Source organism: Klebsiella sp. JN_Kp126 (genome assembly GCF_033843325.1).
In the GTDB taxonomy this organism is placed as follows: Bacteria; Pseudomonadota; Gammaproteobacteria; order Enterobacterales; family Enterobacteriaceae; genus Klebsiella; species Klebsiella michiganensis.
In genome coordinates this window covers 1-12,848 of sequence record NZ_JAWXQV010000058.1, presented here as the reverse complement: position 1 = coordinate 12,848, position 12,848 = coordinate 1, and the positions used below count along the sequence as shown (strand labels likewise).

At 52.2% G+C, this 12,848-nt stretch carries 14 protein-coding genes; 5 read left to right on the top strand and 9 right to left on the bottom strand.

Going from position 1 to position 12,848, the window contains the following annotated elements:
• Window positions 1-129 precede the first annotated feature (129 nt).
• Window positions 130-1,617, top strand: a complete 1,488-nt coding sequence (amyA, locus tag SIK97_RS14375; protein WP_057173086.1) for an alpha-amylase — start codon at window positions 130-132, stop codon at window positions 1,615-1,617.
• A gap of 49 nt (window positions 1,618-1,666) precedes the next feature.
• On the opposite strand, the gene yedD is transcribed toward amyA, so the two are convergent.
• Window positions 1,667-2,083, bottom strand: a complete 417-nt coding sequence (gene yedD, locus SIK97_RS14370) for a lipoprotein YedD (RefSeq protein WP_164879272.1) — start codon at window positions 2,081-2,083, stop codon at window positions 1,667-1,669.
• A 457-nt stretch (window positions 2,084-2,540) separates the two neighbouring features.
• Here yedD and rcsA point away from each other — a divergent pair, with 457 nt between their 5' ends.
• A complete protein-coding gene (rcsA, locus tag SIK97_RS14365; protein WP_025106103.1) occupies window positions 2,541-3,164 on the top strand; it encodes a transcriptional regulator RcsA in 624 nt (207 codons plus the stop codon).
• A 41-nt stretch (window positions 3,165-3,205) separates the two neighbouring features.
• On the opposite strand, the gene dsrB is transcribed toward rcsA, so the two are convergent.
• Entirely contained in the window at window positions 3,206-3,394 is a 189-nt protein-coding gene (gene dsrB / locus SIK97_RS14360) for a protein DsrB (protein WP_004136599.1), read from the bottom strand.
• Between the two features lie 132 nt (window positions 3,395-3,526).
• On the opposite strand from dsrB, the gene yodD reads away from it, so the two are divergent.
• Entirely contained in the window at window positions 3,527-3,742 is a 216-nt protein-coding gene (yodD, locus tag SIK97_RS14355) for a YodD family peroxide/acid resistance protein (protein WP_014229881.1), read from the top strand.
• Between the two features lie 329 nt (window positions 3,743-4,071).
• Here yodD and dgcQ read toward each other — a convergent pair whose 3' ends face one another.
• From dgcQ to SIK97_RS14340, 3 genes are all read right to left on the bottom strand, one after another.
• Entirely contained in the window at window positions 4,072-5,739 is a 1,668-nt protein-coding gene (gene dgcQ, locus SIK97_RS14350; protein WP_057173085.1) for a cellulose biosynthesis regulator diguanylate cyclase DgcQ, read from the bottom strand.
• Window positions 5,740-5,846: 107 nt separating this feature from the next.
• Entirely contained in the window at window positions 5,847-6,026 is a 180-nt protein-coding gene (locus SIK97_RS14345; protein ID WP_025106102.1) for a YodC family protein, read from the bottom strand.
• Window positions 6,027-6,101: 75 nt separating this feature from the next.
• Window positions 6,102-7,013, bottom strand: a complete 912-nt coding sequence (locus tag SIK97_RS14340; RefSeq protein WP_057173084.1) for a DUF808 domain-containing protein — start codon at window positions 7,011-7,013, stop codon at window positions 6,102-6,104.
• Window positions 7,014-7,196: 183 nt separating this feature from the next.
• Here SIK97_RS14340 and yedA point away from each other — a divergent pair, with 183 nt between their 5' ends.
• On the top strand, window positions 7,197-8,108 hold the full coding sequence (yedA, locus tag SIK97_RS14335) for a drug/metabolite exporter YedA (protein ID WP_057173083.1): 912 nt from the start codon (window positions 7,197-7,199) through the stop codon (window positions 8,106-8,108).
• On the opposite strand, the gene SIK97_RS14330 is transcribed toward yedA, so the two are convergent.
• From SIK97_RS14330 to drpB, 4 genes are read right to left on the bottom strand one after another with little or no spacing between them, the layout of a single operon-like run.
• Complete coding sequence (locus tag SIK97_RS14330) at window positions 8,083-8,577, bottom strand: very short patch repair endonuclease (RefSeq protein WP_057173082.1); 495 nt, start codon at window positions 8,575-8,577, stop codon at window positions 8,083-8,085. The two genes, yedA and SIK97_RS14330, sit on opposite strands and share 26 nt — an antisense overlap.
• Complete coding sequence (locus SIK97_RS14325) at window positions 8,558-9,991, bottom strand: DNA cytosine methyltransferase (protein ID WP_057173081.1); 1,434 nt, start codon at window positions 9,989-9,991, stop codon at window positions 8,558-8,560. Before SIK97_RS14325 ends, SIK97_RS14330 begins: the two co-directional genes overlap by 20 nt.
• 56 nt (window positions 9,992-10,047) lie before the next feature.
• Window positions 10,048-10,743: a phosphohydrolase gene (locus tag SIK97_RS14320; RefSeq protein ID WP_014229888.1), complete on the bottom strand. Its 696-nt coding sequence runs from the start codon at window positions 10,741-10,743 to the stop codon at window positions 10,048-10,050.
• Between the two features lie 42 nt (window positions 10,744-10,785).
• Window positions 10,786-11,067, bottom strand: a complete 282-nt coding sequence (drpB, locus tag SIK97_RS14315; protein ID WP_004852229.1) for a cell division protein DrpB — start codon at window positions 11,065-11,067, stop codon at window positions 10,786-10,788.
• Window positions 11,068-11,694: 627 nt separating this feature from the next.
• On the opposite strand from drpB, the gene SIK97_RS14310 reads away from it, so the two are divergent.
• On the top strand, window positions 11,695-12,765 hold the full coding sequence (locus SIK97_RS14310) for a porin (RefSeq protein ID WP_025106098.1): 1,071 nt from the start codon (window positions 11,695-11,697) through the stop codon (window positions 12,763-12,765).
• Window positions 12,766-12,848: the final 83 nt, after the last annotated feature.

The following is a 12,848-nucleotide window of genomic DNA, read 5'->3' as shown; positions in this document are numbered from 1 at the left end:
ACATCTTATTCCAAATTATTATATATGATGCCTTTTAGGGCATAGTGAAAACGTATCGAAAACATCTCCATTTTGCTGGATATCTCTCATACTGCAATGGTCAGCTTGATGACGTATGGAGCATGGAAGATGAAAAACCCCACGTTACTGCAGTGCTTTCACTGGTACTACCCCACCGGCGGCGAGTTATGGCGTGAAGTCGAAGCCCTGGCGCCAAACCTCAACGAAATCGGCATTAACATGATTTGGTTGCCTCCTGCCTACAAAGGCGCCTCCGGCGGCTACTCTGTCGGTTATGATTGCTACGATCTGTTTGACCTCGGCGAATTCGACCAGAAGGGGTCTGTCGCCACAAAATATGGCGATAAAGCCCAGCTGCTGGCCGCCATATCCGCCCTGCGCCAGCACGATATCGCCATACTCCTTGACGTCGTGGTCAACCATAAAATGGGCGCGGATGAAAAAGAGCCGGTACGTATTCAGCGGGTTGATCAAAACGACCGCACGCAAATCGCCGAGGAGATTGTGGAATGTGAAGCCTGGACGCGCTACACCTTCCCGGTACGCGCCGGGAAATACTCTGAATTCATCTGGGATTATAAGTGCTTCAGCGGCATCGACCATATTGAGAATCCTGATGAAGATGGCGTGTTTAAAATCGTCAACGACTATACCGGAGAGGGATGGAACGATCAGGTTGATGATGAAATGGGTAACTTCGACTACCTGATGGGTGAAAATATCGATTTTCGCAATCGGGCGGTAACCGAGGAGATTAAGTACTGGGCCCGCTGGGTGATGGAACAGACCGGCTGCGATGGCTTCCGCCTCGATGCGGTTAAACATATCCCCGCCTGGTTTTATAAAGAGTGGATTGACCACGTCCAGGAGGTGGCGACAAAGCCGCTGTTTATCGTGGCGGAATACTGGTCGCATGAAGTCGATAAGCTCCAGCAGTATATCGACATGGTTGACGGTAAGACGATGCTCTTTGACGCGCCGCTGCAGATGAAATTCCATGAAGCCTCGCGGCAGGGACGCGACTATGACATGAGCCAGATTTTTAGCGGCACCCTGGTGGAAGCCGACCCGTTCCACGCCGTAACCCTGGTGACCAACCATGATACCCAGCCGCTGCAGGCGCTGGAGGCGCCGGTTGAGGCCTGGTTCAAACCGCTGGCTTATGCGCTCATTTTGTTACGTGAAAACGGCGTTCCGTCCGTCTTTTATGCCGACCTGTTCGGCGCCAGCTACGAAGATACCGGCGGCGACGGCGAGACCTACGCCGTTGAGATGCCGGTTATTGAGCAATTACACGAACTGATCGATGCCCGTCAGCGTTTTGCTCACGGCGTACAAACTTTGTGGTTCGATCATCCGAACTGTATCGCTTTCAGCCGCAGCGGTACCGAAGAGGATCCGGGCTGCGTGGTGGTACTTTCCAACGGTGACGACGGAGAAAAAACGCTTCCTCTGGGGGAAAACTACCGTAATAAACGCTGGCGTGATTTTCTCGGCAACCGCGAGGAAGTGATTGAAACCGACGATGAAGGAAACGGGGTTTTTACCTGTAACGGCGGCAGCGTCAGCGTCTGGGTTATCGAAGAGGCGCTATAAAATACAGAGAAACGCCGCGGGCTGAGAAGGGTTTCAGCCCGCAAAAAGCTTATTGCCCGCTTTTATCAGCCGAGGTCTTTTTCCATGCCTGTTCACACTCAGGGGTGAGACGATCCACCCGCTTGAGCGTCATCCGGTCGTAGCTCAGGGTATCGCCTTCGCGCTCAATCGGATAAACATCCAACGCGGAGGTGACGTTATAAACCGCATCATCACGCTTCATTAATTTACCCGGCAGGACGATAACCCGCTGCCACTGGCGACAGTCAAGGGTATTGCCCTCTTTGGTGACGATCAGGCTTGCAATCGCATCCGGGCTCATCATTTCACTCTGCGGGCCGGCCGATTGCCAGTATCCTTCCAGCCCAGCCGGCGCTGGCGCTTTAACAACCTCGCTGTAGCTATCAACCTGAACACAGCCGGCCAGGGCCAGCAGAGCGCCAGCAAACACTATCTTTTTCATCATCCATCCCACACACCGATAAAAAAACATTGTGGCATTAAAGCGTTAAGCTCGCCACCCTTCGCGATTCGGCAACAGCGCAGCAGGGCGAACGTCGGGCATACCCAATATGGTAAAAAATAGCCTTCAAATGTTAAGTTATTCTAACTCATCGAATAAAACCTATAAATCAGCCGATGTTATTTTAACCATTCAATATAAGGATAATCCTATTTTAAAAAGCCGCCAAAATGGCAAACTTATATATGACGGGTATTTATTGTTTTTATTTCCTCCACATAGCGATTTGTAGCCTTTACTTTGAGAATATTCCTGGCAAATTATGGGGCTTATTACGGAATAGTTCAGGCTGCCTAATGGTTCCACGGCAGCAGTCGTTTTTTTATTGCTAACAAAATGGACTTCATCGCGCTTGTCAGCGAGGAATAAATTATCGTTACGTGTTGATTGAGGATGGGTCATGTCAACGATTATCATGGATTTGTGCAGCTTCACCCGGCTGGGATTAACCGGGTACCTGACGGGCAGAGGGGTAAGGAAGCGCGATATCACTGAAGTACACAGTGCGCCGAGCCTGAAGGCTCTCTGCGAGACCAGCCGCCCGACGGTGGTATTTATCAACGAAGACTGCTTTATTCATCATGAAGAGAGCAACCAGCTTATCCGGCAAATCATTAGCCAGTATCCTGCGACGCTATTTGTTATCTTTATGTCCCTGGCGAATATACATTTCGATCACTACCTGCTGGTGCGCAAAAACTTACTTATCTGCTCTAAATCACTAACCGAAAAAGACCTGGACGACATCCTTGCCATCCGCCTGAAATATGAGAACTATCGTCCCACCCGGATTAATATCCCCACGCTGTCCTTAAGCCAGACCGAATCAAATATGCTGCAGATGTGGATGGCCGGGCACGGAACCTCGCACATATCAGCGCAGATGAACATTAAGGCCAAAACCGTCTCATCGCATAAGGGCAATATTAAAAAGAAAATTCATACCCACAACAAACAGGTGATTTATCATATCGTACGACTGGCTGAAAACATCACCTCCGGAATTCACGTCAACCTGCGTTGAAAGACGCTGGCGGCCGCTGCCGCCAGTTCACTTGAGGCAAATCACTCGTCCCGCTCAACGAAAATACCGTCGGGATGTCCGTTCTCATTAAAAAACCAGATCCCGAGCGGGTAATCTTCCAGCGAAACCAGATACATTACGCCTTCGCTAAACGACTCTATCGCCAGTACAACACCCGATCGACGTGGGCCACCATCGGTCTTCACCGTGACACGATCGTTTACCTGCATAACTCATCTCCTCTATTTTTGAGCCAGTGTAGAACAAAACTGCCGATCGCGCAGTGTCCTGCCCGGTAACTGCTGTTTTTGTAGACCGACTATACTTAAATAGCCCTGTCTGAGTTAAGCGAGGTACCCGCAATGAAAACCGCCAAAGAAAATCAAGGCGCAGGAAGCGTAGACGTTGACGCCCTGCTGGCGGCGATTAATGAAATCAGCGAAAGTGAAGTTCAGCGTACGCAAGACGATCCCCACCACGTCAGTATTGATGGCCGGGGTTACCACACCTGGCGCGAGCTGGCTGAGGCCTTTGAGCTCGATATCCATGATTTCAGCATCACGGAAGCCAACCGCTGAATTCTGTGCGAAAAAAATCCCGACTCGCAGGAGTCGGGATGAAGCTTGCTAATGCAAGAAGCACTTGAAAATTCGTTACACCAGGATATCCGATGCGCTACAAACATTACCCTCAATTATTTTGCATGACAACAAACATTCATGAAGCAAATTATTGAAAAACGTGGCTTACCTTCCCCCTCACGCCGGCAACGCTCGCCAGGCAAGGACTACAGACATTTGTTCTTCCACGAACGTCCGATCGCCGCCAAACGTTTTTTAAGAATAATCTCACTAAAATAACTGTAGTGGATGATTTCAATTCAATTTATTTACATGAGGAATTAATTTTACCCTTCGGCGCAGACCCGATCGCGTCCGTTTTGCTTGGCCAGATACAGGCGATGATCGGCAACAGACTGCAAATTTTCAAAGTTATACTCACCCGAATCCTCGCTACAGCTCACCCCAAACGAAGCGGTAATACGCAAAGACGTGCTGTTACCCAGCAAAATTTCGCGGCTATTGATCCGGATACGGATCCGTTCAGCAATCGCCTTCGCTTCTTTTAACGCGGTATTCGGCAGCACAATACAAAACTCCTCCCCGCCAACTCTCCCCGCAAGATCGCCTTGCCGAATATGGCTGGCGATAGTACTGGCCACCAGCGACAGCACGCGATCGCCCGCGTGATGGCCGTACAGGTCGTTAACGCTTTTGAAATAATCCAGATCGAGCTGAATCACCGCAACGGGCCGCTTTAAACGCTCGCTCAGGCGAGTTTCTGCAGTGGCGCGTTCAAACAGCGCGCCGCGGTTTAATAGGCGGGTTAACGCATCGTGCCAGGCCTGCCACTCCAGGGAGGTCTGCAGCACGCTCATATTGCGCACCATTCGGCGGATCACCAGCCAGGAGATCATCAACATCAGCGTGAACATGAGCCACATCAGCATTAAAGCAATGGTGATGCTGCCAAAGTCACCGCGGACGCCTTCCCGGATCGTATGGATACGGATCAGTACCCCATCAAAATTGCGTAAGTTTTCCCAGCTGATATAACGCGTGACCAGGCGAATCCCCCCCTGATTCTCATGAGAAGACGCGCGGCTCAGCATCTCCTGTTCCCGCGGCGACAGCAGCGTCAGTACGTTGCCCGGCGCGGAAGAGGCAATCAAATTGAGCTGATTATCGTAAAGCTGGTACTCGCCCTCTTCGCCCGTTTTAATCGCATTGACCAGAAACGTTTTCATCTCTTGTACCGAGAAATCCATTGCCAGTACGCCGAGCCAATAGCGCTGGAAATCAAGCGGAATAGACGCCGTCACCACCTGCATTTCGCGCTGCGACGCCTCATCGGGAAAGGTTTGCCACACGATGCCGCGAGCAGGATTATTCCTCTGCGTTTGCCGGGTAAACCAGGGGGCGCTTGTCGCCCGCGAATACAGCGCCAGCGCCTGTGTCGCATTCTTCAGCGGCTCGGTGGTGGTAAAAAAGCCATTACGCGACACGTACAGCATGCGTTTCGCAAAACCACGGTTGTTATTAGCCAGACGCAGCATATAGCCCAGCTCAAGAGTGGCCATGAGCTCATTGCCGGAAAAGGAATTATCGCGAGAGAAAAGCGCGTCGCCGTCGACAAATGCATCGGCAACGCCATAGACCGGCAGCGTCCGCCGGTTATGAATCTCAACGGACCAGAGGGGATCATGCCGCTTCTTTAAATAATCCTCTTCCGCCTTGCGCAATACGACAAAATCCAGCGGCGTTCCCAGCGCCGATTGCATCCCGTTACGAAAAAAAATCATTCTGTCGATATTAAACTGCAGCAGGCTGTCGAACTCATGGGAAACGTTTTCAAGATTATTGCGCTGGTTTGCGACGTAGGCTTCTTCAAGGACCTTGATCTCACGCCATATCAACAACGTGGAAAAGCAGAAGACGATAAAAAAACAGAGGTTAACCACATATCCGGGGCTTAAAATCTGGCGCAATTTTTTCACCCACATCAGCTTATCCATCGTTTTCTCGCAGCACGGTTAAAGAAGCAAACGTCATCCACGCTCCCTGTTCGTAAAACAACCATTAATATGAAAGCGCCCGACGAATGCCGGGCGCTGATAACGGGTCAGGAGCGGTTCAGCTTCCCTCCCCCTCCGCGAATAAGTTCATCTTCACGAAACGCCTCGCGCTTAACGCCGTAACCGTCATACCAGCGACATTCAACCATGCCGTTGGCGAACCCGGTAACGACCATTCGGGGGCCACCGCTTTTACGCCTGACTTCATCACTGACCAACAAGACCATTTTTGCCTCCGGTATCAGGAAGAAACAGATTTAACATAGACGAAGCTGAACCACTTTGCATGACCAGGAGCACATTTACTTTGCCGGACGACGCAGAGCGGCAATCGCTTTCACTCCAGCCAGCACGATGGCGCCAATGATGAATCCCAGCACCAGGTTGGCGCCCGTTGGCAGCAGCGAGGCAATGACCCCGTTCTGCCCATGGACCAGATTTTCAATAGCGTGGTGCAGCGGCGCAATACCGTGGACCACAATACCGCCGCCCACCAGGAACATCGCCAGAGTGCCAACAATGGACAACACTTTCATCAGACGGGGCGCGATCGCCAACAACGCCTTGCCTGTCCACTGCGCCAGCGAGCTGGTTTTCTCCACCAGCCAGTAGCCCATATCATCCAGCTTGACGATGATCCCCACCAGACCGTAGACCCCCACCGTCACCAGAAGCGCGATGCCGGATAAAATCAGGATCTGATTCAATAACGGCGCTTCCGCCACAATCCCAAGCGTGATGGCGACAATTTCAGCCGACAAAATAAAATCGGTGCGTATCGCCCCTTTCACTTTATCCCGTTCAAAAGCCATAGGGTCCTGGTTCGCCAGGGCCTCAAGCCGCCGCTGGCGAACCTGCGGATCCTCCTTGTGTTTGCGCGCCTGCAGGCTGTGCAGCACCTTCTCGACGCCTTCAAAGCACAGAAACGCGCCCCCCAGCATCAGCAGCGGCGTAATCGCCCACGGAATAAAAGCGCTGATCAACAACGCCAGCGGCACCAGGATGACTTTATTGATCAATGAGCCTTTGGCTACGCCCCAAACGACCGGCAGTTCGCGGTTAGCCCGCACGCCGGTGACCTGTTGAGCATTAAGCGAGAGATCGTCTCCCAATACGCCTGCCGTTTTTTTTGCTGCCAGTTTCCCCATGACCGAAATATCATCGAGTAACGTGGCAATATCATCCAATAAGGTTAATAGACTACTTCCCGCCAAAATTGCATTCCTTCATTTATGATTGTTCCTCCTGAAGTATGAAGCAAAAGCGCTTTTTCGCCCACCGGTGTCCATAGTCAACAAAAATTTAACCATAGCAGGCGAATTAAAGCACTCGCCAGCACGATAGTTTTCACGTTTACTATACGTCCCCTTTCTATCTCTGCACCGTCGTGAGGAAGTATGTCTACCCGTCAGCTGTTACCGCTCATCGGGGCGCTGTTTGCGCTGTATATCATCTGGGGTTCCACCTATTTCGCTATCGCCGTCGGCGTCGCCAGCTGGCCTCCGCTGATGATGGCTGGCGTGCGTTTTCTTTCCGCGGGCGCGGTGCTAACTGCCTGGCTGCTGGCAATCGGTCATAAGCTGCCTGCGCGAAAGCCGCTGCTTAACGCGGCGCTGATTGGTGTGCTGCTGCTGGCGGTAGGTAATGGCTTTGTGACGCTCGCCGAACATCAGCACGTGCCTTCAGGCATTGCGGCGGTCATGGTCGCGACGGTGCCGCTGTTCACCCTGTGTTTTAGCCGCTTTTTTGGTATTGCGACCCGTAAGCTTGAGTGGTTGGGTATCGCTATTGGCCTCGCGGGGATCGTACTGCTCAACAGCGGCGGCAACCTGAACGGTAACCCCTGGGGCGCGCTGCTGATACTTATCGGTTCAATGAGCTGGGCTTTTGGTTCCGTCTACGGCTCGCGAATCGAGCTACCAACGGGGATGATGGCGGGCGCCATTGAGATGCTGGCGGCAGGCGTCGTGTTGATGATTGCTTCCACGCTAACCGGAGAAAAACTAACCCAGATACCGTCGTGGTCCGGTATTTTTGCCGTCGCCTATCTGGCTATCTTCGGTTCGCTTATCGCCATTAACGCATATATGTATTTGATTCGTAACGTAACACCGGCGGTAGCGACCAGCTATGCCTACGTAAACCCGGTGGTCGCCGTACTGCTGGGAACCGGTTTTGCCGGAGAAAGCTTATCTGCCGTAGAGTGGCTGGCGCTCGGGATTATCATCTTCGCGGTCATTCTGGTGACGCTCGGCAAATACCTGCTCCCGGCGCGTCGTGAAATTACATCCTGTAAGGCGGAGAAGTAACGTCCAGCACACCTATGCCCTGAGTATCGATCTGCGCGCACTGACCGCCGCCGCAGATCCACTCTTCCAGCCGTTCTCCCAGCGCGTCGTCATTGAGCTTCTTTCGCCCGCGCAGCGCGCACTCCCAGACCACCAGCACCCGCCATCCCTGCTCCGCCAGTCGCCCGATATCCCGGCGATCGCGCGCCACGTTTTTGGCTATTTTATCCAGCCAGAATGCAGTTCTTGTGGCGGGAACCTTGAACAGATAGCAATCATGATGATGCCAGAAGCAGCCGTGGGTAAAGATAACGCACTGATAGTCCGCCACGACAAAATCCGGGCGGCCGGGCAGCGCGGCATCCTGTACGGTAAAAGAGAATCCGGAGCCCGCCAGTAGCCCAGCCAGCCGTTTCTCTATTGCCGTATCGTGGGTGCCTATCGCGCGCATGTTTTTACTGCGGGTGGCTTTATCGTGAACGTCGGCCATGGTTAATCTCTTGCTCACGCCTGGCAACCGCTTGTTCAATACGCGGCGCCAGCAGCTTCGCCACCGCCGCAAATACCGGCACGACGACGGAATTGCCAAACTGGCGATAGGCCTGGGTATCCGAGACCGGAATACGGAAGCGATATCCCTGCGGCGTCTCAAAACCCATAAGCCTCGCGCACTCGCGGGGCGTCAGCCTGCGCGGACGACGAAGCTGGTTTTCAGGGTCATCAAAATGCTTTTCGCCCAGAGGCCGATCCCAGCCCCGGTCAATGAGGATTTCCGCGCCATCTTTGTAATAGCGCGCAGAGAGCGTTCGCGCCACGCTGTGAGGATTCGTTGGGTCGACGAGCCCGTAGCCAAAACCGTTCCCCCGCTCCTGGTGCTTACGCGCGTAGCGATAGAGATACTTCCACAGCACCCTGGTGAGAATAAATTTGTCGTCAACCGCGGGCTCCAGCAGCTCGCCAAAGGTCGGCCGGCGAGTGGGATAGAGAGCGGCGATATCGCGCAGGGTAAATCCCTCATGCAGCTGGAGATCGCGCCGGAAACCCACCAGCACAATACGCTCCCGGTGCTGGGGTAAAAAATAGCGCCCGTCGATGACTTTAGGGTCATCCGCCCCGGTATGCGCCGCGTCGGCAACCTCGTACCCCAGCTCATCCAGCGTCTGCATAATGATACGAAACGTCCGCCCCCGATCGTGACTCTTCAGGTTTTTGACGTTCTCCAGAACAAAAATCGGCGGCTGACGGGCGGCGATAATCCTGACCACGTCAAAAAACAGCGTCCCCTGCGTTTCGCAGGCAAAGCCGTGAGCGCGACCAAGGGCATTCTTCTTCGACACGCCGGCGAGAGAAAACGGCTGGCAGGGGAAGCCGGCCAGTAAAACGTCATGCTGCGGGATAGTCTGGCGTATATGCTGCGCGGCTTCTTCCTCGCTCACCTCAGGGAGATGGCTTAAAGTCACATCGCGGATATCTTCATTGAAACGATGCTGCTCAGGATCGCAGTACCAGTTGGCTTTATAGGTGCGCACCGCATGTTTATTCCATTCGCTGGTAAACACGCATTGCCCGCCAATCGCTTCAAAACCGTGGCGAATACCGCCGATACCGGCAAACAGATCGACGAAGCGGAACCCATAATGCGGATGATGCGCCGGCGGCTGCGGCAGGAGCGTGCGCAGGTGGGCCTGCTCCTGGCGGGTGATACGACCTGCCGCGCGCGCTACCGTCGCAACGCGCTTGAGGATAGCCGGGCTCCAGTGCTGCTCGCCGACGGCAATTAACTGCGCGACCAGCGTTTTGACATCGTATATCGCCATTAGCTGACGCAATAGCGCCTGCGCGTCTTCTCCGGTATGTTCAACCTTCAAAGACGGGGGATTTTCCTTGGATAAATTTTGCGCCATAACCTCAACCAGCCCGACTATTTTTGCAGAGGTTACCATAAATAGCGCGGTCAGTTTTATGCTAGTGGATCAAAGCGCTGCAAAACCTCAGCATCAAGCGCCATCGGCTCTCCGCGAAGCTCTGCGCTCAGCTTGGCCATAAACTGCACCAGAAAACGCGCATTGTGCACCGCCATTGCCCTGCCCTTTTCTGTCTGCATCGTTTTCGGTAAACGCAGCAGCTTGCACTGGAAGTGATCCAGCGCATACGTTTTGTCATCCAATTCCCGCCGGTCAGCAAAGGGATCGCGGGCATCAAACAAGCTATTGTTCAGCGCGCCGGACACCGCAAATACGCGCGCCAGCCCTATCGCCCCCAGCGCCTCAAGGCGATCGGCATCCTGGACGATTTTCGCTTCTTCGCTTTGCGGAGCAATTGCCGCGCTAAAACTGTGGGCTTCAATCGCGTGTAAAACCGCCGCGTAGCGTTCCGGGGGGAAATCAGGAAAAGCGGACTGAAGGATAGCCAGCGTTTTTTCCGCCGCCATCGCGGAAGAACGGCTTCGCTCAGGATGGTTTTTCGCCAGGCTGACAATGTCATGAAAGTAGCAGGCAGTGAGGATCACCAGGCGGTCGGCAGCGGTCTCTTCGGCCAACTGCTGCGCGGTAGCCCATACCCGGCGGAAGTGTGAAATATCGTGAGCAGCATCCTCTTGCCCGTGATGTTGGCTTAGCCAGGCTTCAAATCGTTGCTGCCAGTGATAAAGGTCCATGCGCGTTCCTTTGATATAAGGCCAGCAACGAGCATAGCAATTTTAATCGTGATGTTCATACATCTGCGGATTAGGACGCGTGTACCAGGCGATCGCCCCGAGAAGGGTCCCGACAATACCCAACACAAGAAAACCCAGCAGCGCGCCAATCCATTTTCCTGCCGTTGAGCCGAGCTCGCCGTCAATCGTCGCTCCGGGCACGCTTTCAATCTTCCCGACAACCCACCAGTAACGCGCCATCGCCCACAGGAAATAGCCGCAAAAGGCGTAAAATGCCCACAGCGCCAGTTTCCCGCCAGGACTTCTTTTCGCTTTATCTTCCATTCATTTGTTCTCCATCTACTTCACAACCCCTATCACCCACCGGTAAAAATGTGATATCGGTCACATTATATAGCGAAAACGCCTGCAAAACAGCAGATCCCTCTCTCACGGGTTCGATTTTGCGCACTGGTCGGGAGCACGACCCTATCGCCTGCTACATATAGTCAATGAATTCATTTGGTTTTTAAATAATACAAATTAATGAATATAACTGAATTTCTGAGACCATATTTCCCCCCACCCTCCCTGCCTCAAATATCATATTTGCTTGCTCGCCCTTCGCTTTATCCTTACAGAAAAGCGGCGGCAATAAGAGATTGAGAAATAAACATATAACATATAAATACAACCTCGCAATTCATAGAGCACATGAAGCTTATGGACAACAAAAATCATACAAAACCAATCATAAACCAATGTTATTAAAAGACATAAACACAATAAATAAATTTTCAAACACCAATACAATTTAAATATAATGAATAGAACAGAAACATTTTGTAATATTAGATATAATTTAGTTACATTTTTAATTTAAAGAAAAATGAACTTCGTCGTTAGTATTCAATAGTCACCCCGGAAGGAATGACACAATTCATATTAATTATAATCAAAAGGGAATATATAATGAAAAGAAAAGTACTGGCAATTCTGGTTCCAGCTTTATTAGTTGCTGGCGCGGCTAATGCAGCAGAGATCTATAATAAGAACGGCAACAAACTGGATTTCTACGGCAAAATGGTTGGCGAACACATCATGACCCATGATGGCGGCAACAACAACTCTGACGATACCTCCTATGCGCGTTTCGGCGTCAAAGGCGAGACCCAGATTAGCAATGAACTGACCGGCTATGGCCAGTTTGAATACAACATCAAAGCGGACAAACCGGAAGGTCAACAGGGCAGCGCTACTCGTTTAGCATTCGCCGGTCTGAAATTCAGCGACTACGGTTCATTCGATTATGGTCGTAACTACGGCGTGGTTTATGACGCGGCGGGTTACACTGATATGCTCGTTGAGTGGGGTGGTGACGGTCTGGTTTACACCGATAACTTCATGACCGGCCGTACCAACGGCGTAGCAACCTACCGTAACACCGACTTCTTCGGCATGGTGGATGGCCTGAACTTTGCTCTGCAGTATCAGGGTAAAAACAACGATACCACCGCGAAAAAATCAAACGGCGACGGTTTTGGTTTCTCCGTTAACTACAACTTTGACGGCTTCGGTTTCGTTGGCGCCTACAGCAACTCTGACCGTACTGATGAACAAGCTGCGGACCGCAGAGGCGAAAAAGCTGAAGTCTGGAACCTGGCGGCTAAATACGATGCAAATAGTCTGTATGCATCAGTCATGTACGGTGAATCCCGTAACATGACTCCGCTGGAGAAAACGACTTTTGGCAGCTTTGCCAATCACACCCAGAACATCGAAGCCGTTGTTCAGTATCAGTTTGATTTTGGCCTGCGTCCATCCCTGGGCTATGTCTACGCGAAAGGTAAAGACCTGGGCGCCAAAGAAGACACTAATGCGGATATCATGAACTACGTTGAATTGGGTGCCTGGTACTATTTCAACAAAAACTTCAACGTTTACACCGCATACAAATTCAATCTGATCGATGATGAAGACGCGGCGGTTAGTGGCGCAGCCACCGACGATCAGTTCGCCGTGGGTATCACCTACCAGTTCTAAGACTGCCTGGTTAATCTAAAGCCCGCCTCGTGCGCTGAGGAATCCCCAGTAATGGGCGGGTGAAAAAAGACAGGCATAGAGTT

Bases quoted from the DNA above. Each gene is read 5' to 3' on its own strand.
- SIK97_RS14330 (WP_057173082.1), bottom strand. From the start codon at position 8,577: ATGGCCGACGTTCACGATAAAGCCACCCGCAGTAAAAACATGCGCGCG.
- yedD (WP_164879272.1), bottom strand. From the start codon at position 2,083: ATGATGAAAAAGATAGTGTTTGCTGGCGCTCTGCTGGCCCTGGCCGGC.
- SIK97_RS14320 (WP_014229888.1), bottom strand. From the start codon at position 10,743: ATGGACCTTTATCACTGGCAGCAACGATTTGAAGCCTGGCTAAGCCAA.
- SIK97_RS14345 (WP_025106102.1), bottom strand. From the start codon at position 6,026: ATGGTCTTGTTGGTCAGTGATGAAGTCAGGCGTAAAAGCGGTGGCCCC.
- amyA (WP_057173086.1), top strand. From the start codon at position 130: ATGAAAAACCCCACGTTACTGCAGTGCTTTCACTGGTACTACCCCACC.
- dgcQ (WP_057173085.1), bottom strand. From the start codon at position 5,739: ATGGATAAGCTGATGTGGGTGAAAAAATTGCGCCAGATTTTAAGCCCC.
- drpB (WP_004852229.1), bottom strand. From the start codon at position 11,067: ATGGAAGATAAAGCGAAAAGAAGTCCTGGCGGGAAACTGGCGCTGTGG.
- rcsA (WP_025106103.1), top strand. From the start codon at position 2,541: ATGTCAACGATTATCATGGATTTGTGCAGCTTCACCCGGCTGGGATTA.
- SIK97_RS14325 (WP_057173081.1), bottom strand. From the start codon at position 9,991: ATGGCGCAAAATTTATCCAAGGAAAATCCCCCGTCTTTGAAGGTTGAA.
- dsrB (WP_004136599.1), bottom strand. From the start codon at position 3,394: ATGCAGGTAAACGATCGTGTCACGGTGAAGACCGATGGTGGCCCACGT.
- yodD (WP_014229881.1), top strand. From the start codon at position 3,527: ATGAAAACCGCCAAAGAAAATCAAGGCGCAGGAAGCGTAGACGTTGAC.
- yedA (WP_057173083.1), top strand. From the start codon at position 7,197: ATGTCTACCCGTCAGCTGTTACCGCTCATCGGGGCGCTGTTTGCGCTG.
- SIK97_RS14310 (WP_025106098.1), top strand. From the start codon at position 11,695: ATGAAAAGAAAAGTACTGGCAATTCTGGTTCCAGCTTTATTAGTTGCT.